25 protein-coding genes are annotated in these 25,161 nt (G+C 39.5%); 15 read left to right on the top strand and 10 right to left on the bottom strand.

Translation table 11 applies throughout. The annotated features are described in order from the left end of the window. Window positions 1-62: 62 nt before the first annotated feature. From ASE55_RS09720 to ASE55_RS09700, 5 genes are all read right to left on the bottom strand, one after another. Window positions 63-2,729, bottom strand: coding sequence for a TonB-dependent receptor domain-containing protein (locus ASE55_RS09720; protein WP_056218501.1), 2,667 nt, complete (start codon window positions 2,727-2,729; stop codon window positions 63-65). 64 nt (window positions 2,730-2,793) lie between these two features. After that, a complete protein-coding gene (locus tag ASE55_RS09715) occupies window positions 2,794-3,129 on the bottom strand; it encodes a hypothetical protein (protein WP_238585031.1) in 336 nt (111 codons plus the stop codon). 55 nt (window positions 3,130-3,184) lie between these two features. Further along, entirely contained in the window at window positions 3,185-3,832 is a 648-nt protein-coding gene (locus ASE55_RS09710) for a hypothetical protein (RefSeq protein ID WP_056218496.1), read from the bottom strand. 125 nt (window positions 3,833-3,957) lie between these two features. Next, on the bottom strand, window positions 3,958-4,644 hold the full coding sequence (locus ASE55_RS09705) for a response regulator transcription factor (RefSeq protein WP_027387661.1): 687 nt from the start codon (window positions 4,642-4,644) through the stop codon (window positions 3,958-3,960). 106 nt (window positions 4,645-4,750) lie between these two features. Beyond that, a complete protein-coding gene (locus ASE55_RS09700; protein WP_056218493.1) occupies window positions 4,751-6,298 on the bottom strand; it encodes a sensor histidine kinase in 1,548 nt (515 codons plus the stop codon). A gap of 204 nt (window positions 6,299-6,502) precedes the next feature. On the opposite strand from ASE55_RS09700, the gene ASE55_RS09695 reads away from it, so the two are divergent. Continuing rightward, entirely contained in the window at window positions 6,503-6,994 is a 492-nt protein-coding gene (locus ASE55_RS09695) for an SRPBCC domain-containing protein (protein ID WP_056218492.1), read from the top strand. Window positions 6,995-7,040: 46 nt separating this feature from the next. Here ASE55_RS09695 and ASE55_RS09690 read toward each other — a convergent pair whose 3' ends face one another. The 4 genes from ASE55_RS09690 to ASE55_RS09675 form a co-directional block, all read right to left on the bottom strand. Beyond that, window positions 7,041-7,385 carry a hypothetical protein gene (locus tag ASE55_RS09690; RefSeq protein ID WP_056218490.1) on the bottom strand — a complete coding sequence of 115 codons (345 nt, stop codon included), beginning with the start codon at window positions 7,383-7,385 and terminating at the stop codon, window positions 7,041-7,043. After that, window positions 7,378-9,429 (bottom strand): S9 family peptidase, encoded by a 2,052-nt coding sequence (locus ASE55_RS09685; RefSeq protein WP_056218489.1) that lies wholly within the window; start codon window positions 9,427-9,429, stop codon window positions 7,378-7,380. Before ASE55_RS09685 ends, ASE55_RS09690 begins: the two co-directional genes overlap by 8 nt. Window positions 9,430-9,593: 164 nt before the next feature. Further along, a complete protein-coding gene (locus ASE55_RS09680; RefSeq protein WP_056218575.1) occupies window positions 9,594-10,334 on the bottom strand; it encodes a uroporphyrinogen-III synthase in 741 nt (246 codons plus the stop codon). Window positions 10,335-10,345: 11 nt separating this feature from the next. Continuing rightward, window positions 10,346-11,014: a DUF4271 domain-containing protein gene (locus ASE55_RS09675; RefSeq protein WP_056218487.1), complete on the bottom strand. Its 669-nt coding sequence runs from the start codon at window positions 11,012-11,014 to the stop codon at window positions 10,346-10,348. Window positions 11,015-11,091: 77 nt separating this feature from the next. Between ASE55_RS09675 and ASE55_RS09670 the strand changes: the two genes are divergently transcribed. From ASE55_RS09670 to ASE55_RS09655, 4 genes are all read left to right on the top strand, one after another. Continuing rightward, window positions 11,092-11,808, top strand: a complete 717-nt coding sequence (locus tag ASE55_RS09670; RefSeq protein ID WP_056218485.1) for a polyprenol monophosphomannose synthase — start codon at window positions 11,092-11,094, stop codon at window positions 11,806-11,808. Next, window positions 11,805-12,176, top strand: coding sequence for a DUF4296 domain-containing protein (locus ASE55_RS09665; protein WP_056218571.1), 372 nt, complete (start codon window positions 11,805-11,807; stop codon window positions 12,174-12,176). The genes ASE55_RS09670 and ASE55_RS09665 overlap by 4 nt, the downstream gene beginning before the upstream one ends. A gap of 6 nt (window positions 12,177-12,182) precedes the next feature. Next, window positions 12,183-13,316 carry a tRNA guanosine(34) transglycosylase Tgt gene (tgt, locus tag ASE55_RS09660; protein WP_056218482.1) on the top strand — a complete coding sequence of 378 codons (1,134 nt, stop codon included), beginning with the start codon at window positions 12,183-12,185 and terminating at the stop codon, window positions 13,314-13,316. Window positions 13,317-13,386: 70 nt separating this feature from the next. Beyond that, window positions 13,387-14,496, top strand: coding sequence for an LptF/LptG family permease (locus ASE55_RS09655; protein WP_056218568.1), 1,110 nt, complete (start codon window positions 13,387-13,389; stop codon window positions 14,494-14,496). Here ASE55_RS09655 and ASE55_RS09650 read toward each other — a convergent pair. Next, window positions 14,490-15,206 carry a biotin--[acetyl-CoA-carboxylase] ligase gene (locus ASE55_RS09650; protein WP_056218480.1) on the bottom strand — a complete coding sequence of 239 codons (717 nt, stop codon included), beginning with the start codon at window positions 15,204-15,206 and terminating at the stop codon, window positions 14,490-14,492. The two genes, ASE55_RS09655 and ASE55_RS09650, sit on opposite strands and share 7 nt — an antisense overlap. 86 nt (window positions 15,207-15,292) lie before the next feature. Here ASE55_RS09650 and rsfS point away from each other — a divergent pair, with 86 nt between their 5' ends. From rsfS to ASE55_RS09595, 10 genes are all read left to right on the top strand, one after another. After that, window positions 15,293-15,661, top strand: coding sequence for a ribosome silencing factor (gene rsfS, locus ASE55_RS09645; RefSeq protein ID WP_056218477.1), 369 nt, complete (start codon window positions 15,293-15,295; stop codon window positions 15,659-15,661). A 14-nt stretch (window positions 15,662-15,675) separates the two neighbouring features. Then, complete coding sequence (gene ftsH, locus ASE55_RS09640) at window positions 15,676-17,688, top strand: ATP-dependent zinc metalloprotease FtsH (RefSeq protein WP_056218474.1); 2,013 nt, start codon at window positions 15,676-15,678, stop codon at window positions 17,686-17,688. A 135-nt stretch (window positions 17,689-17,823) separates the two neighbouring features. Further along, a complete protein-coding gene (locus ASE55_RS09635; protein WP_056218467.1) occupies window positions 17,824-18,405 on the top strand; it encodes an LUD domain-containing protein in 582 nt (193 codons plus the stop codon). 23 nt (window positions 18,406-18,428) lie between these two features. Then, window positions 18,429-19,301 (top strand): phosphatidate cytidylyltransferase, encoded by an 873-nt coding sequence (locus ASE55_RS09630; protein WP_056218464.1) that lies wholly within the window; start codon window positions 18,429-18,431, stop codon window positions 19,299-19,301. 9 nt (window positions 19,302-19,310) lie between these two features. Next, the gene (locus ASE55_RS09625) at window positions 19,311-19,967 is read left to right on the top strand and encodes a phosphatidylserine decarboxylase family protein (RefSeq protein WP_056218461.1); all 657 of its coding nucleotides are present in this window, start codon (window positions 19,311-19,313) and stop codon (window positions 19,965-19,967) included. Window positions 19,968-20,156: 189 nt separating this feature from the next. Next, window positions 20,157-21,479 (top strand): peptide-N-glycosidase F-related protein, encoded by a 1,323-nt coding sequence (locus ASE55_RS09620; protein ID WP_056218458.1) that lies wholly within the window; start codon window positions 20,157-20,159, stop codon window positions 21,477-21,479. A 13-nt stretch (window positions 21,480-21,492) separates the two neighbouring features. Then, on the top strand, window positions 21,493-22,407 hold the full coding sequence (locus tag ASE55_RS09615; protein ID WP_082474400.1) for a GLPGLI family protein: 915 nt from the start codon (window positions 21,493-21,495) through the stop codon (window positions 22,405-22,407). A gap of 282 nt (window positions 22,408-22,689) precedes the next feature. After that, window positions 22,690-22,923, top strand: a complete 234-nt coding sequence (locus ASE55_RS09610; RefSeq protein ID WP_056218453.1) for a hypothetical protein — start codon at window positions 22,690-22,692, stop codon at window positions 22,921-22,923. A 327-nt stretch (window positions 22,924-23,250) separates the two neighbouring features. Continuing rightward, window positions 23,251-24,060, top strand: a complete 810-nt coding sequence (locus ASE55_RS09600) for an SDR family NAD(P)-dependent oxidoreductase (protein WP_056218450.1) — start codon at window positions 23,251-23,253, stop codon at window positions 24,058-24,060. A gap of 9 nt (window positions 24,061-24,069) precedes the next feature. Beyond that, window positions 24,070-24,978, top strand: coding sequence for a helix-turn-helix domain-containing protein (locus ASE55_RS09595; protein ID WP_056218447.1), 909 nt, complete (start codon window positions 24,070-24,072; stop codon window positions 24,976-24,978). The last annotated feature ends 183 nt before the right edge of the window (window positions 24,979-25,161 follow it).

Genomic DNA, 25,161 nt, shown 5'->3' with positions numbered 1-25,161 from the left:
CTTTCCTTTTAATTTAAAAATAATTTGTTTAAAGCTTTAAATCTTTCCTGCTCATATTCAAATTAAAATGTCACATCAAAACCAACATATACATTGGCCTTCATAATCGGGGCATATACCATACCGCCGTCAAAATAGTTCCCGAAAGGATTTTTAAAATCTATGATTGCATTTTTCTGATAATAGGAAGTAAGGTTTTCCCCTCCCAGATACATCCTGATTTTTTTATTGAAATTCCTGGAAATCTGAGCGTTTAGAACTGCGTAGGATTCGGAATACACAGGCAGCCGGAATTCTTGCGGATTGGTTGAAGTGTCAGGGAGCCTCTGTTTCCCGATCCAGTTTAAAGTCGTATCAAAGCTCCAGAATCCACCCTTGTTATTTTTATCGGTGGCGTAAGCAAGGTTTACAAATCCCCTGTTTTTTGCCATAAACGGGATTTCACGCCTTCCGTTCAGATAATCTGCCTGAACATCATAATATTTATAAGCCAGCCTTACCTCAAAATTTTTCAGAGGCATAAAATCCCATTGGGTCTGAAAAGAATTGGCAAAAGATTTTCCGTTCAGATTGTAAAATGCCAGCTGCTGAGGCGAACGGTCCAGGTCTACCATAACCTGATCCTGGAAATCTGTCCTGAAGAAATCGGCAACAACTGTAGACTTTCTTCCGAACAGTTTAAATTCCTGCTGCAGGCTGGCTCCGTAATTCCAGGCAATTTCAGGTTTCAGGCCATAGATGTTTCCACCGTTCTGCATAATCTGAATGCTTCTGTTGGAGGCAAAATACTGCTGGCTTTCCGCAAAAACATTGGCCGTCCTGAATCCTCTTCCGGCAGACAGTCTCAGGATAGTCTGGGGCGTGATGTCATATTTAAAATTTACCCTGGGTGTAAACTGTGTGCCTGCCAGATTGTGGAAATCCACTCTTGCGCCCGCCACTAAGGTATATTTCAGTCCGGTAAGGGTGTATTCTGCAAAAGCACCGGGAACGATTTCATTTCTTTTAAACTGATTGGCAAGGTACATTTCATCATAACCGTCATACATAAAACTGGCTCCCGCTTTATATTTATGGTTGGTATTCCCGAGGATGCTTTCAAAAATCAGGTTGGAATAATACGTATGCTGTTTCCCGGAATAATCCCTTAATCCGAAAAAACTGTCCTGCTGATGAAAAGTATACTGGTTCATCCAGCCTAAGCTCTGGTAAGGCTTGCCTTTGAAGACATAACCGGTCTTATTCCAGACCTGAAACCTGGAAATATCAATCCCGACCCCGTAAAGCGGCTGTTTATCCTGCGGAATAGTTTTGTTAAAACCGGTCTGCCCGGAAGTTCTTTCGTCTTTAATAAAATTGATTCCGAAATGTGATCCGAGTCCTGAGTGTTCCAGGTCGTTGTAATTCAGCAAATAGGCAGCATTGATCTGGGTTCCTTTCGGACGGTCGAGAAAGCCGTCGTCATTCATATCCGTATCACCGAATGTTCCGTTCCCGTGAAGCAGGAAGCTCTGCGACCAGTGGTCATTAATCTTGGAAACACTGGTAATGTTGGCCTCGGCCCTGCCGTTGAAGTCAGCAAAAAGATTTAAGGAAGTTTCCGGTTTTTCAGCGTTTTTCAGCAATTCGGTATTGATCTGTCCGGTTATGCTCTCATAGCCGTTGGTCACCGTACTGCCACCTTTTGTCAGCTGTATGCTTTCAATCCATCTTCCGGGAATAAAGTTTAATCCGTAAGCAGAGGCAAGACCCCTGATTTCAGGTAATAACTCTTTTGTCAGGCTTGTATATTTCTGATCCAGGCCTAACATTTTCAATTGTTTGGTGCCCGTTACGGCATTGCTGAAAGAAACATCAACCGTAGCATTTGTTTCAAAACTTTCAGATAAATTACAGCAGGCAGCTTTTAGAAGTTCTTTACGGTCAATATTAAAGACCAGGCCTGCTTCTTTTTTATTTAAAGACGTGGCGGCTTTGGAGCCTGTTACGGTAACGCCTTCGATATCTTTGCCGTGGTTTTCTGCTGAAGCATGATCTGCATGCCCGGAATCTGAAGCTTCTTCAGAATGTACTTTCGGATTGGGTTCACCAAAAGGGATTTCCCTGTCATAGAGGCAGCAGGAAGGCAGGTTTTTATAGGTTGTATCGGAGGATCTGTACTTTTCGTTATCATGTCCCGCTTCTGCAATTTTTTTCAGGATTTTATCCGAAGAAGTCTTTGCCGGATCAAAAGCTAAAGTAACGGACTGTTTTTCTGCATTCCATTCGGCAAAGTCTGCACCGGCATTTACGGCCGTTTTTTCAATTCTGGCTTTACAGGATTCACAGTTTCCCTTTACATAAAATTCATTCTCTTTTTTTGAATGATGTCCATGTCCGTTTGTGGTTACCGGCTGTCCGTTTCTGTTGTAATGGCAGCATCCGGGAAGAGATTCATATGCCTGTTCTGATGCTTTGAATTTTTCATTATCATGGCCGGCTTCAGATACTTTTTTCAGGATGTCATCTGTAGAAGTGCTGTTGGCAGTCTCCAGTGTCAGTGTTTGGGAATCAATAGAATATTCTGCATGTTCAGCTCCTGCTTTCAGGGCTGTGCTTTCAATTCTTGCTTTGCACATCTCGCAGTTTCCTTTTACTCTGAATGTATTTTTAGAAAGATTTTGGGCAAATATAATTTGTGCAGACAGTAAGAATATACCAAGAATAATCCTGGAAATATATAATTTCATTTTTGTTTAAAATTTAGATTAATAAAAACTGTTCATTAAAGTGTAATGAACCTAATTGTTTGAATTAACCTATTTTCGGCGGTTGCCAGATTTCTTTTAAACGGTCTGAAATATAAGGATCAGCGTACTGATCGAGTAAGTTTTTATTGGCTTTGTAATAGGATATTTCCAGCTGCAGGCTTCTGGAAAACGGCGCTTCAATGAAATTGTAGCAGAATACGCAGACAGAGCAGCAGGTCTCCTTATTACAGGAAGACGGCTTCTGATTTTTATGCTGCTGGTGTTCTGCACCTTCTTTCTGATTGTCTATACAGCAATCTTCGGCGGAGTTTTCCTTACAGCAGTTTTCCTGAAAATTCTGAGCATAGAAGTTGTCTTTGGGAATTAAAAAAATCCCCATGCAGAAAATGACAGCTATGATCTGAAATAATTTCACTGGTACAAAAATACGGAATTTATGGCAAAGCTTCACCAACTTTTACGGCACAATTATGCCAGGGCTCTCCATGCGCCGGATTTAATGCGGGTTTTTCACCTGTAGGAGCCGGTGTGGGAGCCGGAGGTGTATTCTGTGCTATGGCTTGGGTCTGCTGAGCAACAGGTGCCGGTTTGCTGTTTAAAGGCTGTCCTACCGGAATATCGCAACGGTGTCCCGGTTCTCCATGCGGAGGATTCATCCCTTTTGCAGTTTTAACGGTTTTTGCCTTTCCGCTGTTGTCTACGGTAAATTTTCCGGGCTGTAGAGAATTAGGATCAATCTGTATCGTCTGGCCCTGATTGGTATTTACATTAACATTTTGCGTTCCCTGTTGCGGTGTTTGTGCCGGAGCGGAGCTCAGAGGCTGTCCTACCGGAATGTCACACCGGTGGCCCGGCTGTCCGTGAGCAGGATTCATTCCCGGTGCGGTTACAGTGGCTGAACCTGAATTTTGCACCGTCTGGATCCCCGCCTGATCCAGAAGAGAGGTTTTAGGCGTATTGTTTACTGCCACAGCTGGCTGCTGAACGCCTGCTTCTTCCGTTAAATAGGTGGCTCTTTCATCTTTTTTGCAGGATATGGCTGCTATGGATAAGGCAATCAGGCCTAAAAGTGTATTTTTCATATAAAAACAAAATTAGCAAAACATTTTCAATTGCTTTGCTAATTTTATATTTATAATGGCAATCAGCCTTATATTTTTATTTTCAGAACTTATATTATAATGCGGATGATTATTAATTTCCTGTATTAATTCTTTACCAAAAGCCTGAATCCTTCTCCGTGAACATTGATGATTTCCAGGCCTTCATCATCTTTCAGTAATTTACGCAGCTTGGCAATGTACACATCCATACTTCTGGCTGTGAAATAATTTTCTTTCTTCCAGATTTTCCTTAAAGCCAGGTCTCTCGGCATAAAATCGTTTCTGTGAATGCACAGCAGTTTTAAAAGTTCATTTTCTTTCGGGGAAAGTTTGTATTCATTATCTCCTACCCGCAGCTGTCTCAGCATGGAATCAAAGAAAATATTGCTGATCTTGAACTGTTCCTGCTCTTCATTTTCCAGTGTAGAACTTCTCTGGAGGATCGCCTTGATTTTATATAAAAGCAACTCGGTATCAAACGGTTTGGTGATATAATCGTCCGCTCCCAGCTGGTAACCTTTTAATATGTCTTCGCGCATGTTTCTTGCGGTAAGGAAAATGATCGGTGTATTTTTATCTATTTTCTTAACATCTTCTGCTAATGAAAATCCGTCTTTTTTAGGCATCATGACATCAAAAATACAGATATCGAATTCGTTCTCCGTAAATTCCTTTAATCCCTGTTCTCCGTCTACAGCGAGTGTTACTTCGAAATTATTGATGGATAAATAATCTTTCAGTACGGCACCGAAACTCTGGTCGTCTTCTACTAATAATATTCTGTTGCTCATAATTTATTCAGTTAAAAATTAATAATCGGAGTGAACGGGCCACTCTTCTCTATATTTGTTATTTGGTTGCTTATTCAGTTTGGTTGATCTAATTGATTACGTCAGTTTAACCCATCGGCAGCTTTATGGTAAACGTGCTTCCTTTTTCTTTTTGGGAATCTACAATGATCTGCCCTTTATGAAGCTCTACAATCTTTTTTACATAGGAAAGCCCTAATCCCTGTCCTTTTACATTATGGATATTCCCGGTTTCTTCCCTGAAAAACTTCTCAAATATCTTGGTCTTGTTCTGGGTTTCCATGCCCATTCCTTTATCAGAAATCTCAATGACGTATAAATTTCCTTCGTTGCTTGTTTTTATGGAAATTTCAGGAGCTTCCGGAGAATATTTGTTGGCATTGTCAAGCAGGTTCACCAGCATATTGGAAATATGGAATTCATCAATCTTAAAGATGTAATTGGTGGCATTGAATTCCTGTTTAAGCGTTCCGTTTCTCTGCTGGATAATCAGGTTGAAAGACTCGGTGGTCCTTCTGATCAGCTCTCTCACATTGGCTTCTTTCAGGAACAGCCGGACTTCATTCCTCTCAAGCTTAGACATATTCAGGACGTTTTCCACCTGTTTTTTCATTCTTAAATTCTCCTGCTTGATCAGTTCTGAATAGTACTTAACCTTATCCGGATTGGTCGCAATTTTATCATTGGCCAATGAATCGGTTGCCACAGAAATTGTTGCCAGCGGCGTCTTGAACTCATGGGACATGTTATTAATGAAATCCGTTTTTACTTCCGCGAGCTTTTTCTGCCGCATCATATAATTAATGGAGATAATATAAATGCCCAGAATCGTCAGTAATGAGAGAAAAGTCCCCAGAAGCATCGGCCAGTTGTTCATTGCCAGGGAATATTCCTTTTTCGGGAAAACCAGTGCCAGGGTATACAGCGTTCTTTCTTTGGAATCCGTAAAGAGGGGATAGCTGTAGGTATTGTTGTCTTTTTTATCCTTATACAGCTTGTTCACAACGCTGGTCAGCTTATTGCTTTTATCCGTGATCCCATAGCCGAATGTTGCTGAAATTCCTCTGATCCTTAATTCTTTGGTAATGACAGAGTCCAGGATTTTTTCGTCCACTCTTTTGGTAATCGGTAGATTATTGCCGTTCACCTTTACGAACTCCTTCATGGCATAATCGCCGTTTTCAATATCCCGGTTGAGGTCGGCGGTGAGAAGTTCCCTGCTTGTGGTGTCCCTTTTGATTTTATAGGCGGCTTCATCAGAGTATAAGGTGGTCAGTTTTAAGGAATCACCTTTCTGGGAAAGCGGAAGCTGGTTTTTTTCGATAATGTTTTTCGAATAGACAATCTGGCGCTGTGTGCCGGAGTCCTCAACCTGCTGAATGGCAGTTAAAGAAGGCTGGCTGCTGCTGGCGAGAATATTGTTCCTGAAATTTTTGTTATCTATATTAAGGTACTTGTCCACTTCAACTTCACCTATGATTTTTGAGGTATTTTCCAAAGCGGAATAGACTTTGGAGGAGAAGTCCTGATCCAAAGCTCCGTAATACCTTTTCAGCCAATAAAACTGCAGCGTTACGAAAACAATCAGTGAGATTGTCATGAACACGGAGATTATCGGAATGAACTTATTATTCATGTAGTGTTTTTTATAATTTTTTAAGAAAGATAATGTTAAAATTAATCATTTTATGACTTGCTAAACAAAAAATGAACCATAAAATTGTGTAATTTTTCTTAAAAGAGTGTTTTTTAACATTTATTTATTAAACTTTTAGTTATCTTTAATACATAGAATTATTCAGTGCATAATAAATCACCATCAAATAAATAATCAATCAATATGGAATCTGATCTTATCTTCAACAAAGATTTTAACGCCAACAGTATCTATGTCATGACTGTATACGATACTGATGTTCCCAGAGTCTGGGATTATTTCACCCAATCGGCATTGCTGGATCAGTGGTGGGCCCCGAAACCCTGGACATGCGAAACCGTAAGCCAGAATTTTAATGAAGGCGGAGTGTGGCTGTATGCTATGGCAGGACCGGATGGTGAAAAACATTATGCCCGGATAAAATATGGTGAGATTACGGAACACCGGAGTTTTGATGCCACTGATGCTTTCTGTGATGAGGACGGAAATGCGGATGAAAGTTTCCCGCAGGTAAAATGGCTGATCGGTTTTACAGGGGTGGAAGAAGGTACCAAAGTAACGGTGAATATTCACTTTCAGTCTGAGGACGAAATGAAAAAGATTCTTGAAATGGGATTTGAGGAAGGCTTTACCACCGGGCTGAAACAGCTAAAAGAGCTTTTAATGGAAAAGTAAACAATAAAAAATCGGAAAGTGTAATATCACTTTCCGATTTTTATTTTTAGATCAGTTCTTCATCCTGAAAATACTGGATGATTGCTTTTTTCATCAGGATCTGCTGTTCATTGGGCTTGAGTTCAGGAAGCTTTTCCTTTTCTTCAAAATGAGGATATCCGTCATCGTCATAATGCGAGAACTTATAATATCCAAAGGGCTCCAGCAGTCTGCAGACTGCAATATGAAGTAAATTGACCTTATCGTCCTTTGTATATTTCTGCTGTCCGCTGCCCAGTTCCTGCAACCCGATCAGAAATAAATAGGTTTCAATGGGAGCATCTTTTTCAGTATCAAAATTTTCAATAAAAAACTGTTGTATTTTCTGCCAGTATTCCGCGTCGTTAGTCATCTTTTCTGTTTTCTAATTTTAATAAAAACGCATATTCCAGTGCGTCTTCTTTCAGTGATTCAAATCTTCCGCTTGCCCCGCCATGTCCGGCGCTCATATCGGTTTTAAAAACCAGTAGATTGTCATCTGTTTTCAGTTCCCTCAGTTTTGCCGTCCATTTGGCAGGTTCCCAATACTGAACCTGAGAATCATGGAGTCCTGTGGTAATCAGGATGTTCGGGTAGCTCTTGGCTTCTATATTGTCATAAGGCGAATAAGATTTCATGTAATGATAATATTCTTCATCATTCGGGTTTCCCCATTCGTCATATTCCCCGGTGGTCAGCGGGATGGTTTCATCCAGCATGGTCGTCACTACATCTACAAAAGGTACCTGCGCTACAATTCCGTTGAACAGGGAAGGCTCATAATTCATTACGGCGCCAACAAGTAATCCTCCTGCGCTTCCGCCCATGGCGTAAAGGTGTTTTGAGGAAGTATAATTTTCCTGAATCAGATATTTTCCGGCATCAATAAAATCAAAGAATGTATTTTTCTTAAACAGCATTTTCCCGTCTTCATACCATTCTCTACCTAAATATTCTCCGCCTCTGATATGGGCAATGGCATAAATAAACCCCCGGTCTAAAATTGACAGCCTTACATTGGAAAAACTGGCATCTACCGTATGCCCGTAACTTCCGTATCCGTATAAAAGCAGCGGGGTATCCGCAGATTTTTTGGTGTCTTTATGATACACCAGTGAAATCGGGATTCTTTCCTCACCGTCTCTGGAGTCTGCCCAGATCCTTTCAGAAACATAATTTTCAGGTAAGAATTTCCCACCTAAAACTTCCTGCTGTTTCAGGAGCTGGGTGGTTTTTTCCTTCATGTTATATTCGTACGTTGAGCTCGGCTGTGTCAGCGATGTATACCCATAACGTAGAATCTCCGTATCAAATTCAAGGTTAACACCAATGTAAGCGGTATAGGTAGGATCTGAAAACGGAAGGTAATAAGATTCCTGGGTTTTCTCATCGATAATTTTTATCTGTAATAATCCTTCTTCCCGTTCTTCCAGCACCAGATAGTTTTTAAAAATCTCAAAGCCTTCCAACAGGACTTCCGGACGGTGCGGGATAACGTCTACCCAGTTTTCCATTCCGCAATTGTTGATTTTGGTCTTTACAATTTTAAAATTAAACGCATCATCTGCATTCGTGATAATATAAAATTCATCTTCGTAATGTTCTACCGAATATTCAAGGTCGTCAATTCTCGGCTGAATAATCGTCCAGTCTGCAAAGACATTATCAGAAGGGATAAAACGGTGCTCGTCTGAAATGGTGCTTGAACTTGCCAGGAAAATATATTCCATGGATTTCGTTTTGAAGACATTTAAGTCGAAAGTATCATCTTCTTCATGGAAGATCAGGACATCTTCAGAAGTATCCGTCCCGAGTTTGTGTCTGTATACCTGGAAGGCACGCAGGCTTTCATCTTTCCGGATGTAGAAAACATGTTCGTTGTCATTGGCCCAGACTGCTTTCCCGGTCGTGTTCTCAATTTTATCAGGAAGGATCTCTCCGGTCCATAAATTTTTAAAATTAATAGTGTAGATTCTCCGGCTTACATTGTCTGATGAGAAAGAGGACAGTTCGTTATTGGGAGCCACCGCTACGCTTCCTACTTCAAAATAGGTCTCGCCTTCCGCCAGTACATTAACATCGAGAATAATTTCTTCTTCATTTTCTAAACTTTTGTGCTTTCTGCAGAAAATAGGATATTCCTTTCCTTCTTCATAGCGCACGATGTACCAGTATCCGTTAAAGAAATAAGGCAGAGATTCATCATCCTTTTTATAACGGGCTTTCATTTCTTCGAAGAGTTCTTCCTGAAAAGATTCCGTCTCTTTCATTACAAAATCTGCATAGGCATTTTCTTCTTCCAGATATTTGATGACGTCTGGATTTTCTCTTTCATTGAGCCAGAAATAAGGGTCAACCCTTCTGTCGCCATGTATTTCAAGTACTTTTTCTATTTTTTTTGCTTGTGGAGCTTTCATCCGAATTTTAGATTTTTATGGTAACCGGACCGAATGTCTGTATCATACTTTATCAATAAAAGTTCTTATGACATTTCGTTCCCTGTTAATTTCTGTTCAAATTTAATTAAAAAAAAACCATCTTTCCTGTATGAAAAGACGGTTAGTATATATTTTAATTAAAACTACTTATGAAGTGTCTTAAGATATTTTTCCAGTGCCATGGTCATGGATGGGGTTTCTTTTGTTGGTGCCATCAGATCCACTTTTACTCCGGCTTCTTCCGCTGCGGCTAAAGTTGTTGTTCCGAAAACACCGATTTTTGTTTCCTCCTGCTTAAATTCCGGGAAATTCTGCTGTAAGGATTTGATGCCCTGCGGACTGAAGAAAATCAGCATGTCGTAATCCTTAATGTTGATATCCGTCAGGTCGCTGCATACCGTTCTGTACATAATTGCCCTTTTCCAGTCTACATTAGAGGCCTCCATGGTTTTCACAATATCCGGGCTCAAAACATCCGAAGACGGCAACAGGTATTTTTCACTTGGGAATTTTTTAAAAAGAGGCAGCAGGTCTGAGAAATTCTTTTCCCCGAAGCTGATCTTTCTTTTCCTGTACACAATGTGTTTCTGCAGATAATTGGCAATTGCTTCAGACTGGCAGATATAACGCATTGTATCAGGCACCGCAAAACGCAGTTCCTCAGCTAACCTGAAATAATGGTCTATCGCATTCTTACTCGTGAAAATAATCCCGGTATACTGCGTAAGATCAATTTTCTGTGTTCTGAGTTCTTTGTTGTCAGCTCCTTCGACATGGATGAAAGGACGGAAATCAATCTTTATTTTTTCCTTCTTTGCAATTTCCAGATACGGAGATGACTCGCTAGGTGCTGGTTGAGATACCAAAATAGACTTTATTCTCATCATTGACTTTATTAAAAAAATAATAATTTCCAAAGCATCAAAAGAGGTGCTATTTGGAGCGTGCAAATATACAAAAATTTATAATACCATTTTTCAGGTAATATGTTGTTATTGTGAAATAAATAGAAAAAAACCTTGAAAATGAACACGATAGAAAAGAACATTAAATAATATAAAAACATTTTATTTCTGTCGATCGGGAAATAATAGTGGGTTACACATAAAATGAGTAATAAAAATGACAGGATAAAGTAAAATTTGGTAGAGGTAAAGTAAAAAACAGTCCATTTTTTTCCGTCACCGATACTTTGGAAAAATAAAAATCCAAGACCAGATTTTATCAAATAAAAGAGCATAACGGCAAGTAAACAGAACCCGAATTTATTCAGTTGATATCCCAGAATCTGCAGGTCGGCTACATATTTCGGTACCGTAGGGATGTATTGGGAGAGTAAAACCGACAATGTAAGAAAGATAACGCAGGAGGTAATTACCCAGCTCGGCAGGTTATTGCTGGCGTCAAAATATTTTTGAAGCAGGAAATCTTTCATATTCGCCTCTCTTTCTACGATGTTCATCATAAAAAGATACAGAAAGATACAGCCCAGCAATATAAAGATGACCCAGTCGTTATTTTCAGGGATTCTTATTTGGTTGATAAAATGTTGTGATCGTGGCAACGGAAATATTTTTTGCAAAATTATAGATTATTTTGTATAAAATAAAAAGGTTAAATAAACTATCTTTGCACACTGAAATGAAAAAGCTGGTCATCATTCCTACTTACAACGAAAAGGAAAATATAGAAAATATTATTTCCGCAGTTTTTGCATTGGAAGATGACTTTCATATTTTAGTGGTGGATGATTCGTCTCCGGACGGAACGGCAGACCTAGTAAGGGATCTGCAGAAAAAATTTACCCATCACCTGCACCTGTCAGTCAGGAAAGTAAAAGACGGTTTGGGGAAAGCCTATATCCACGGTTTCAGATGGGCAATCGAATACCAGTACGATTATATTTTTGAAATGGATGCCGATTTTTCCCATAATCCCAATGACCTTCCTAAACTTTATGAAGCCTGCTTACAGGCGGATATGGCGGTCGGTTCGAGGTATTCAAAAGGGGTAAACGTAGTAAACTGGCCTATGGGCAGGGTGCTGCTTTCTTATTTCGCCTCAAAATATGTACGGTTTGTCTTAGGACTGCCCACGCATGATACAACGGCAGGTTTTGTCTGCTTTTCGAGAAACGTTCTGGAAGAAATCGGGCTTGATAATGTTAAGCTGAAAGGCTACGGTTTTCAGATTGAAATGAAATTCCGTGCTTTTAAAAAAGGATTTAATATTGTTGAGGTTCCTATTATTTTTACGAACAGGATATTGGGAGAGAGCAAAATGAACGGAGGCATTATCCATGAGGCCGTTTTTGGAGTGTTAAATTTAAAATGGAAATCGATAATCAACAGGTTATGAAAAAAATAATCTTTGTTTTCATTCTGATTTTTATGGTTTCCTGTGGAGGAAACTATATTGACAAGCCTGAAAATCTGGTTCCTAAAGACCAGATGGCTGAGATTTTGGCAGATCTTGCCATCAATGACCAGGCCACATTCATGTACCCGAATTCCAATCTGGAAGCCGGAACAAGATATGTCCTGAAAACCCATAAGGTAAAACCCGCTGACTTTATTGCAAGCTTCAAATATTATGTCGTTACGGAAAAGATGAACGGGATTGCTGAAGATGCACAGGAAATCGTATTGGAAAAAGATCCTAAGGCGGATCAATATGTAAAGGATCAATTAAAGAAAGACGGGAATGTCCCGGGTTTCGCAAGATAATGTAAGATGCAGAAATTTTTTAATATAGAAAAAACCTCGGAAGGAAAGGCAAGGGCCGGAGAGCTTACCACAGACCACGGTAAGATCCAGACCCCAATTTTTATGCCTGTAGGAACGGTTGCCAGTGTAAAAACCGTTCACCAGAGAGAGTTGAAAGACGATATAAAAGCCCAGATTATCTTAGGCAATACCTATCACCTTTATCTCCGCCCGGGGATGGATGTGATGCAGGAAGCCGGAGGTCTGCATAAATTTATGAACTGGGATCTTCCCATTCTTACCGATTCAGGAGGCTTTCAGGTATTTTCGCTGGCGAGCAGCAGAAAAATGTCTGAAGAAGGCGCAAGGTTTAAGTCTCATATTGACGGAAGCTATCACATGTTTTCCCCGGAAAGGTCAATGGAAATCCAGAGACAGATCGGTGCGGATATTTTCATGGCTTTTGATGAATGTGTAGCCTATCCATGTGAATATAACCAGGCAAAAACGTCCATGGAGCTTACGCACCGCTGGCTAAAAAGATGCATCGACTGGACAGAAAATAATCCGGAGCTATACGGACATAAACAAAGGCTTTTCCCGATAGTTCAGGGATCCACGTATTCGGATTTAAGAAAAATTTCTGCTGAGGTTATTGCTGAAGCCGGAGCGGAAGGAAATGCCATCGGCGGACTTTCCGTAGGGGAGCCTGAAGAAGAAATGTACCGGATTACCGATGAGGTAACGGATATCTTACCGAAAGAAAAACCGAGGTATTTAATGGGCGTGGGTACACCATGGAATATTCTGGAATCTATCGGATTGGGAATTGACATGATGGATTGTGTGATGCCGACAAGAAATGCAAGGAATGCCATGCTCTTTACCTGGAAAGGCGTAATGAATATGAAGAATGAAAGGTGGAAAAAAGATTTTTCGCCACTGGACGAACTGGGAACAAGTTTTGTAGACAGAGAATATTCCAAGGCATATCTGAGGCATTTATTTGTTTCCAAAGAATATCTGGCCAAACAGATCGCTTCAATTCATAACTTGGCATTTTATCTTGAACTGGTAAAAGTAGCCAGGGAACATATCATTGCAGGTGATTTCTATGAATGGAAAAAGTCCGTAGTGCCGGTTCTCCGTCAAAGGCTTTAAAATAACGGAGTTGCTGAAGAATGGATTCTGTAAAATAAATAAAATAAAACGCACAAAATAAAGCATAATGCTGAAAATTGTAGACCGCTATATTGTCAGGAAATACCTTGGGACATTCAGTTTCATGCTGGTCCTGCTGTCTATAGTCGTGCTTGTTATTGATGTACAGCAGAAAATCCCGAGAATTGAAAATGCAACCGCGATTGATGCAAAACTGAACCTAACGTATTTCTTGGTTCATTTCTATCCGTTCTGGATCATTAACCTGGTCATGACCTTTCTTTCCATTCTCGTATTTATTTCAGTCATTTACTTTACCTCAAGAATGGCGAATAACACGGAAATTGTGGCCATTATCAGCAGCGGAGCCAGTTTCCATCGTTTTGCAAGGCCGTATCTGCTTACCTCTTTGTTCATTGCTGTCCTGTCATTCGGGATCAATCACTTTATTCTGCCATGGGCAAATATTCAGAAAAACCAACTGGAAGCTTATACCTACAATGCGGCCAATAAAGAAAAAGTTTTAGGAACGGCCCCCGTTTCTGCACAGCTGAGCAAAACAGAATATATTTTTATCAATTCATGGAATAAAAGAGAGAAAAGAGGATCCGGATTCGTTTATCAGAAGTTCGATAAAAACAGAAGGCTTACGTATGAACTCAAAGCCTCTGATGTATCCTGGGACCAGGCTAAGAAACATTTTGTCCTGAATTCATACACGGAAAAGACCATCAATAAAAACGATACCGAAAAATTAGCGAACGGTTTTGACCTGAAGAAAAGCTATAAACATGATCCTGATGAACTCTTTCCCAATGAGCTTTTAGGACAGAATAAAACCACGCCCGAACTTTTAAAATTTATCAACAGGGAAACGGAAAAAGGAAACAGTAACCTGAATGCTCACTTAAATGAGCTTCATCAGAGGACGTCGATGCCTGTTTCCATTGTTATCCTGACATTTCTGGCACTTTCACTTTCCTCGCAGAAAAAGCGTGGTGGACTGGGGATTAACCTGGCTTTGGGGATTTCACTGGCCTTTGTCTTTGTATTCTCGTTTGAAGCCTTAAAAGTGGTCTCAGAAAACAAAAGCATGTCTCCGGCACTGGCAATGTGGTTCCCGAATATTGTATTCTTTCCGCTTGCAGCCTATCTGTATATCAGAAGAGCCAATCAGTAGAGAAGCTTTATTTCTTTGTGATAGAAAGACCGCAGCCCGTCATTTTCAAGATCAATCCAGATTTCACCCTTTTCATCTGCATTTTTTATAATGCCATTCTGTCTTGTTTTATTGAGTTCAAAAACGGAGATCTGGTCTTTGCGGAATAAATTTGAATTAAAACGGGTTATAATTTCTTTTTCTGAAGGGATATTCCTCAGTTTTCCAACTAAAAAGCGGTTCAGGCCTGACGCGACTTCCTCAAGGCTGAAAGGTTTCCCGGTTTGTGTCAGCAGCGATCCGGCATTGGATATTTCACTGAATTTTTCCTGAAGCACATTGATACCCGCACCAATAATGAAATAGTTGTTCCCGCTGATCTTTTTCTTCTCAATTAAAATCCCGGCAATCTTTTTATTTTTAAGGATAATATCGTTCGGCCATTTTATATTTACGGCAGTATCAGCCAGATTGGCAATGAAATCACTGATGATGATTGCGGTATAATAATTGAACATAAAATCCGACAGTGTAAAATTCTCAGTCTTTGCCGCCAGCGTATACGCTAAATTTTTTTCGGCAGCTGATAACCAGGCGTTTCCATACTGGCCCCGGCCTCCGGTCTGATTAAATGTATGTACTGCAAAAAAATCTGAATTTTCATAAAGTAAAACCTTTGAAATTTCGTCATTAGTAGAAGAACATGTTTTAATATAGAATAGTTGACTCATTTAAGAAAACTTTAAGACTTTCGGGGGTTAAAAGTAAGGCTAAAGTAAAAGAAAAACAATAAATTTGCAGATTATAGTATTTTTTAATGAATAAAACAGCAGAAAAACAAGAATTATTAGATAAAATCGTTGAAGCTATTCAAGATGTAAAAGGTGAAGATATCATGATATTTGATCTTTCCAACATCGAAAACTCTGTAGCTGAGACATTTGTCATATGTAGCGGGAATTCCAACACCCAGGTTGCGGCTTTGGCCGGAAGTATTGAAAAGAAAGTGAGGAATGAGCTTAAGGAACGGCCTTGGCACGTAGAAGGTACAGAAAACGCCATGTGGGTTCTCGTAGACTACGTTTCCGTTGTGGTGCACATTTTCCAGAAGCAGACCCGTGAGTATTATGACATAGAAGAACTTTGGGGTGACGCCGTCATCACCAAAATTGAAAATGAATATTAATTTAAAAACGATCAATGAACAATAAAGGATTTAACTGGTTTTTTCCGATTGCCATCATAGCGCTTTTGCTATTTTTTGTTCCGAGCCTTTTGGGTGAGAACAATGCAAAATCTATAGATGAAGACGGTTTCTTCAGAGAGATGCAGGCGGGGAAGGTCCAGAGAGTTTTAATAGATAAACAGGCCCAGAAGGCTGACGTATTTTTAACACAGGCTGCCAAAACAGCTACGGTGAAAAAAGATGATAAACCCAGTCCGTTTTCTGGTCTGGCAATGACTCCGAAGGCGGATTATACCCTTAAATATGGGGATTTGCGTCTTTTCCTGGAGAAATTTGATGCTTTGAAACAGCAGAATCCTGCGGTAAAAACAGCTAAGGATTATGCAGAAGGGGAAAGCCCTTTAATGGGATTCCTTGTTCAGGCATTGGTTTGGATTGCAATTCTTGGATTGTTCTATTTCCTTCTTTTCAGAAAAATGGGAAGCGGAGGCGGTCCCGGAGGGCAGATTTTCTCTATTGGGAAATCCAAAGCCAAACTGTTTGACGAAAAAGAAAGAATCCAGGTGACATTCAAAGATGTGGCAGGATTGGAAGGTGCTAAAGAAGAGGTACAGGAAGTGGTAGATTTCCTTAAGAACTCAGAAAAATATACCAAACTGGGAGGTAAAATTCCTAAAGGGGTACTTTTGGTAGGGCCTCCGGGAACCGGTAAGACGTTATTGGCAAAAGCTGTAGCGGGTGAAGCTAAAGTTCCTTTCTTCTCACTTTCAGGTTCTGATTTCGTAGAAATGTTCGTAGGGGTAGGTGCTTCAAGGGTAAGAGACCTTTTCGCCCAGGCTAAAGCCAAATCTCCTGCTATTATTTTTATCGATGAGATTGATGCCATCGGTAGGGCGAGAGGGAAAAACAATTTTTCAGGCGGAAACGATGAAAGAGAAAATACCCTCAACCAGCTCCTTACTGAAATGGATGGTTTCGGAACAGATACGAACGTAATTGTTATGGCGGCAACCAACAGAGCCGATATCCTTGATAAAGCTTTAATGAGAGCCGGGCGTTTTGACCGTTCAATTTATGTAGACCTTCCGGAATTACATGAGAGAAGACAGATTTTTGATGTTCATTTAAAGAAAATCAAACTGAGCGATAACGTAGACCGTGAGTTCCTTGCCAAGCAGACGCCTGGATTCAGCGGGGCAGATATTGCCAACGTATGTAATGAGGCGGCACTGATTGCAGCAAGAAACAATCATGAGTCAGTAAACAAGCAGGATTTCCTTGATGCGGTAGACCGTATCATCGGAGGGCTTGAAAAGAAAAATAAAGCCATCAAACCATCTGAAAAGAGAAGAGTGGCTTATCACGAAGCAGGGCATGCTACGATCTCATGGTTGGTAGAACACGCTTCACCGCTTTTAAAAGTAACAATTGTTCCGAGAGGACGTTCATTAGGTGCAGCCTGGTATCTTCCGGAAGAAAGACAGCTGACGACTACAGAGCAGATGCTGGACGAGATGTGTGCAACATTAGGAGGAAGAGCGGCAGAGCAGGTGATTTTCAATAATATTTCCACAGGTGCCCTTTCTGATCTTGAAAGCGTAACGAAGAGAGCCCAGGCTATGGTTACCATTTATGGATTAAGCCCGAACATTGGAAATATCTCTTATTATGACAGCTCAGGCCAGTCTGAATATTCTTTCGGGAAACCGTATTCTGAAGAAACGGCCAAGAGAATTGATATTGAGATTAAAGGAATTATTGAAACCCAATATGACCGGGCAGTTCAGATCCTTGCGGATAATAAAGATAAACTGGATGCTTTGGCCACCAAGCTTCTTGAAAAAGAAGTAATCTTCAGGGAAGATCTGGAAGAAGTGTTCGGGAAAAGAGCCTGGGATCCGGAATTAACGGAGAAACCGGTAACCAATACCATTCCGCTTACCAAAGAGCCCCAGGAAGAAATTATCATCAAAGGTAAAGAAGGGGAAAGCGAAATTCAGGCTCCGGACAGCCCGACTCAGCTTTAAAAACGCTTTTAAAACATAGTATTAAGCCTGACAGTTCTAAATTGTCAGGTTTTTTCATATTTATACATACGTTTATAGATTCCTTTTTGATTAATTTTTATATTTTTGTATAAAGATGATTAAAAATAAATTAAGTTGAATTTATTCAAGAGAATTGTAAGCAAACTTACCAGCCAGTCTGAAGAAGAGGAAAAGCAAAGTCTGGAAAAATTAGGGGATTCACTGAAAAATGCGGATCTTGACTATAAGTTTGCGCAGTTGTTTACGCATTCAGGAGGCTTTTTTAATTACTGTGCAGATGAAGCGGAGGCACTGCAGACTTTAAACCAGATCATCAAGATAGAAGGGATCAGCAATCTTTTCTGTTGGGATAAAGATCTTCAGAATTTTCTGAATGTGGTAAAAGCACCGTATTCTCCCGAGCTTCAGAGTGCAAACGATGCCAGCTTTATTACCTGTGAATACCTGATTGCTTATGACGGAAGGATTATGCTTTCCCATAACAATATTCTTCACTACCATTCTTCAAGGCTGCCGAATAAAATTATCATCATGGCCAATGTTTCACAGATTGTCAGTAATCTGAATGACGCCATGGGAAAAATAAAGAGAAACGGAAATATCAAAAACCTGACTTCGATCAGCGGCGGACAATCGAAAATGGATACTTCTTCCACCACCAACCCAAAACTTTTTTTATTGCTGCTTGAAGATTAGGCATCAACTCTAAATTTAATATCTTGGACAAAAATCTTATTCAAAGAACCCTTTCCGGAATTGTGTATGTTGCCATCATTATTCTCTGCACAACTCCAATAGGAGCTCAACTGATCAACGGGATTTCTCCGGGTCTTGTAAAGCAGGAATATTTATACTACGGTTTGATCACACTTCTGCTGGGCGTCGGTTCCTGGGAATGTGTTAAGATTATGAAATTCGGGGACGGCTACGAAAAATGGGTCGTTCTCCCTCTAATCGCCTTCATTTTTTACGTTTTTTCCAAAAGGTATTTCCATTTTGATTTCTTCTTTGATTTCAGGATCAGTGAAATTCTTGCCATTCTTTTAATTGTTATTGCGGTTGTTACGCTTTTTAAATATCCGAACGAACTCTACTATGACAGCGGGAAACTTATTTTTACCGTTATTTATGTAGCGCTTCCGTTCAGTTTTGCCCTGGGTCTTCCTAAGTTTTCAAGCTTTGATGACCGGTTTTCCCTGGAAGTCCTGTTCCTGTTTATTCTGATCTGGAGCAGTGATACTTTTGCATACCTTACGGGTAAATCCTTCGGAAAGCATAAAATGGCTCCTAAAATTTCGCCTAAGAAAACCTGGGAAGGTTATATCGGCGGCGTTATCCTGACCCTGGTTTTATCTTATTTTATCGAACATTATCAGCCTGAACTGCGCGGAAACTGGATGGTGGTAGGATTCCTGGTTGCCGCATTCGCTCCTGCAGGGGATCTAGTGGAAAGCCAGCTGAAAAGAAACTTCGGAGTAAAAGACAGCGGAAATATCCTTCCGGGACATGGAGGTGTTTTAGACCGTCTGGATAGTTTTTTAATCTGCGTGCCTGTCGTATATTTGTACTTTATTTTAGAAAAATTTATATAATCTCGTCTCATGAAATTACACAGAGAATCAAAAGGAACCATTACCGTTGCCACTATTTTATTTATTATTGTGGGGGCACTGGCTATTTATTTTCTTGAAATGTGGTCGCTGATGATCATTCTGCCGTTATTGGTAGTGTACAGCCTGGTATTCTGGTTTTTCAGGGTTCCCAACCGTGATATTCTTGAGCACAAAGAAAATGTTATTGCTCCGGTTGACGGAAAGGTGGTGATGATTAAGGAAGTTGAGGAAAACGAATTCCTTAAAGAAAAGGTAATTCAGGTTTCCATTTTCATGTCTCCTTTAAATGTTCATATCTGCAGGTATCCGATTTCCGGGAAAGTGATTTATAAAAAGTACCATCCGGGAAAATACCTGGTGGCGTGGCATGAAAAATCGTCTACGGATAATGAAAGGACAACCATAGCCGTAGAAAGCTTAACCCATCATAAAGTGGTCTTCAGGCAGATTGCAGGCTATGTGGCCAGAAGAATTGTCTTTTACTGTAATGAAGGGGATGATGCAAAGGCCGGACATGAGTTCGGATTTATTAAATTCGGTTCAAGAATGGATGTTTTCCTGCCTTTGGATACGGAGATTGTCTGCAAAATCGGAGATATTACAAAAGGCGGGCTTGATATCATTGCACGCATGAAGGAAGATTAAAATCAGATAAATTTACACCATATAAGAGAACAGCAGATGCTGTTCTTTTTTTTGTCTCAAAATGACACATTATAGATAATTAACATAAACGGTAAAAAGTATAAGAATATTTTAGACTTGATGGGTGTAAATTGAATGATAATTTATATATTTATCTTTTTTAAAACAAAATATATAAATTAATTGTCCATGAAAAAACTTTTACTTCCTTTATTTATTGCTTCATCCCTGTTTAATGCACAGACCAGCATCAATGTATTTTCACAGATTGTTTTTTATGACGGGTATGCAGCCAACGTTTCCCAGCCTGTCCCTTCCAATGTCATCAGGCTTGCCAATTCCAGGTACGCCAGGAAACTGACGGATGCAGAACTGAACAGCTTCCAGAATAAAATACAGATGAATGTAACCATCGGAGCCCTGTGTGACAATTATGACAGGATCGGAGGCGTACATATTGCCTTAGTACCAAAAGGACAGGCTTCTTATACCATGAGTGACACCCAGATCAAAAGATTTGAAATCGGCAGGTATATCACTCCTTTTATGAATAAGAACATCACGCCGACTGAAGTTCCGTATACTTATGAGGTCAATAACCTGTATTCTGTTTTCAGCAATACTGTCTTGAGAAGTGCTTATGATATATGGGTAGAGCTTGACGTATTCGGAGTTCCGTATGCTGCCAATACGCAGGTGGCAGGATGCGCCAACAGAAACGATGTCTTTGCAGGAACATTGACTTTTGTTACCTCAAATGACCCTGCTGTCAGCAATACCTTTAATACCGTACTGCCCCTGCTTGATTCCAGTACACTTAACAATTATAACAATACAGATGTTACCGGGCAGACTGTTAGACTGGTTAATTTCAACCTTACACAGACGGCGGGCAATCCTAAGTTTTTTATTGTCACCAGTCCGCACGGGGCAGGCAATAACGGCGAAGAATATGTACGCAGACAGAATCTTATTTCTTTAGATAATGCGCAGGTGATGAACTTTACACCGGGCGGAAAATCCTGTGAGCCGTACAGGATGTACAACACCCAGCCAAACGGGATATACGGATACAATGCACAAAGCGCAGCATGGTGGACCAGCTGGAACAACTGGTGCCCGGGAGATTCCGTGCCTATCAGAAGCTTCTCCGTAGCTTCCCTGTCTGCAGGAAACCATACACTTAAATATGAAGTGCCTACAGCGGTATTTTATGGACAGAGTGGCGAAATTGTACTTTCCATGTATATGCAGAGCCAGAGCCAGGTCTTATCTGTGAAAGATGTTTCCACCACCGATGTTTCTATTTATCCTAATCCTACTACTGACTATGTAATGATTAAAGGAGAAAAGAAAGTGAAGCATGTTACCGTTTTGTCTGTTGACGGACGAAAAATTGCTGAAACGGATCAGTCAAAAATTGATCTTAGCTCTTATCCTGCCGGAACTTATCTGCTGAACATCCTTTTGGAGGGAGGAACAGAATTTAGCCATAAAATCATTAAGAAATAATTTACAGCAATATATGAAATGTTGTTTACAGCTTTTCCTCTGCTGTAAAAATATTGATACCATGCGGGATGCAGTAATGTATCCCGCATTTAATTATTATAATTTTGCTTCAGGATTACCCATGAGAAAAATACTTTTTATTACCTGTCTGTATCTGTCTGTGTGCCATGTTTTTTCCCAGGATATCTCTTTTATCTATGAGATGAAATACAGGCCGAATTCCGGTAAAGCATATTTTAAAAATGAACTTTTTCATCTTGATATTGCAGATAAGGAATCGGTTTTCCGTTCAGAATATGATAGAAGTTCAGATTCTTTGATTCAGGAAACGGGATATGGCCTGGGATTTAAAATATTTTATAATCACCAGTATTACACTCAGAAAAAATTAGAGGAAAGAAAAGTGATTAGAATTATTTCCACCCCTGTTTTCAGTGATATTTATTCTTTACCGGTAGGAAACCCGGATTGGAACATTACCGATGATCAATTAAAAATAGGTGATTTTAACTGTCAGAAAGCAGAACTGAAATATGGAGGAAGAGACTGGACAGCCTGGTTTACTCAGGAAATTCCTATACAGGACGGGCCGTATGTTTTCAGCGGATTGCCTGGCTTGATTATTAAAATTTCAGATACAGCCCATGATTTTAATTTTGAACTGGTCAGAATCAAAAAGAACCTGAGCCGGATTCCTCACCTTAAGCCCAAAAGAGAAATTACCTGGGATATATTTACAAAACTACAGATGGATTTTTATAAAGATCCCTATGCAGAAGTAAAGTCGAGGAATATAGGCTATGTAAATGCAAATGAAAAAGGGGAGAAGATTGACATCAGCATGAAGAAAATGACGGAAAGTATGCAGAAAAATATCAGGGAAAATAACAATGCTGTTGAGTCAGATAAAATGATATCATACGACTAGGCTTCTTTTATATAAAAAAGATTAGTTTTGCCAAAAGTGCCTAATAAATAGTAGTTTACAAGAGTGTGGTACTTTATTGGTAACGATTTAGTAATGGTGCTTATTGCATTTGTTTTAATTCAATTACCTTGTAAATCAATACTGCAAATAGAAAATTCTTAAAAAATTTCCCACACTGGAGGGAACTGTGATATTGGTTATAATATTGTTTACAAATTTTGACACATCAACAATAGGTGTAATGCCGAAACAAATACTGGTAACTCCTAAAACGACTATGCTATGGAAATTGTGTCGAAAAAAATATTATCACAAATTAATCATCAGGAAGATAAACTATCTTCTCAAATAGTGCAAACAGCGGATGAGGCATACCAAATGACCCTCTTTCTGAAAGAAATGCTGTGTGATGTAAAAGCGAGGGTGTTGCAGGTGAGATTTGCAGATGAGCAGCAAGAAATTGATTTTTTTAAGAACATTAAACCGCAAATTTTGGCAGACTCAGTCTTCCTGTAATGTTCATGATTTCTACTTTTTTTGCGTTATTAATTTTGTTCTGATTTTCCCTTGATTTATTCGTCTAAAGAGCCCGAGTATGCTTTGTTTCGTTTCACGCGTATAAAAAGGTTCCTGCGTTAAGAACACGGAAATACCTTTGCTCTTGAAATGGAACAAAACAGCATACCGGTTCTTGAATAAAAACTGTAGTGGAAGCACGTAAAAAAGGCATTGAGGAAATGATCTATGCGATAACAAAACCGATATCCACATACAATCACCCGACATCTGAACACGTATTTTAAATTTTTCTAACTGAACTTTGTAAAAAATAATGGAGTACTTATGGAACATGTATTAATTACAGGGGCATCTGGCGGAATTGGAGAGGCACTGGCAAATAAATTGGCTTATAAAAAACATAACTTGGTTCTGGTAGCCCGCAATGCAGAGAAATTAGACCAGTTATCCCGGTCGCTTATGGGAAGGTATAAAGTCGATGTTCAATTCATCGCTGCAGATCTATCATTAATAGGTTCCGGACAAGAAATTTTTACTGAAACACGGAAACGAGAGCTGGAAATTGGTATGCTGTTTAATGTTGCTGGGATTGGTTCTAGTGGTGAATTTACAGATATCAATCTGCAAACAGAATTAAATCTAATCCAGCTTAATATTGCTTCGTTGGTTGCACTTTCCCATGTGTTTTTAACCGAAATGAAGAAAAATGGGAAAGGTTATCTTATTAATATTTCATCAATGACGGCTTTTATGCCAGTCCCTTATATGGCGACTTACGCAGCCAGCAAAGTTTTCGTCAGGTCGTTTACGCAAGCGCTCTCAGAGGAATACAAACCTTACGGAATACATGTAATGTTGGTATGTCCAGGTCTCACCCGTACCAATTTCAACAGTGCGGCAGGTTTGGACAATAGAAAATCGGAGGCTATGGGTTCAAACTATAGTAATTCTTCATCGCAAACACCTGAAGAAGTTGCTGAGGAGACTTTAAGCGCTTTGGAGAAGAAAAAACATTTTATTATTTCTGGACACAAAAACCGAATTAGAATGAAAATCTCATCACTGATACCCAATGCAATGATTGCCAAGTGGATTGGGAATAATTACCGTAAGACGATAAGTAATAATTTGTAAATTTACAAGATGCAGGAACCAAGAAACCTCTACATAAAATCAATAACTCAGATCTGCGATTTTTTGGGAATGGCAAAACCAAAACATCCTCATTTTTGTGTGATCCGTTTCGAAGATTTTCCAGAAATACAAATCTCAGAAAGAACACGTCTAATTACTGATTTTTATCAGATTACACTGAAAACAGAAAACCCGTGTAAAATACAATATGGGCAGAACACATTTGATTTTAATGAGGGGGTTATTTCTTGTTTTGCACCTCGGCAAATTAGCATTATTGATGTGGATTTTAAGTTTGCAACGGCGGGTTGGGTGTTGTATGTCCATCCCGATTTTTTTCGACAATATGCTGTGGGCCAGAAGATAAAAGATTATGGTTACTTTGAATACGCAGTAAATGAAGCTTTGATATTATCCGAAGAGGAACAACAAAGTATGGAGGGGATATTTACAGAGATAGAGAAGGAGTATAATCGAGCGATAGATTTATTTAGTCAGGATGTCGTAATATCATATCTGGATTTATTATTAACCTTTTGCAATCGATATTATAATCGTCAGTTCATTACCCGAAAAACGATAAATAGCGAGCTTTTGATAAAATTCTGTGATATCCTTGAAAAATCTATTCTATGCAGTTCGGAAAATGGATTGCCAAATGTCGCCAATCTTGCCAGGCAAATGAATTTGTCTCCTAAATATCTAAGTGACTGCCTAAAACAATTGACCGGTCAGACCACCCAACAAATTATTCAAGATAGGATAATAGATGAAGCGAAAGATATTCTCACCACAACAGAATTAACAGTCAAAGAGATAGCATTTCAATTAGGATTTGAACATCCGCAATCCTTTAGCAAATTATTCAAGAGCAAAATCAATAAATCGCCGTTGGAATTTAGACAATCATTCAATTGACATAGTCTGGAGTTTTTCGATTAATTACATCAGAAATAGTTAATGGGAAATCAAGAGCAGAAAAGATAAATTCTACTCTTGAAATATCAGTTTTTAAAAAATTATACTTGCAAGGTTATTAAAAAGGATAATCAATATCAATTTTGTCGTCTGTACAAACCAAATCTTGTGATTTAATATCCT

It is taken from the genome of Chryseobacterium sp. Leaf201 (assembly GCF_001421435.1).
Lineage (GTDB): Bacteria > Bacteroidota > Bacteroidia > Flavobacteriales > Weeksellaceae > Chryseobacterium.
Note: the sequence above shows the minus strand (reverse complement) of the source record. Positions and strands in the feature narration are given on the sequence as shown.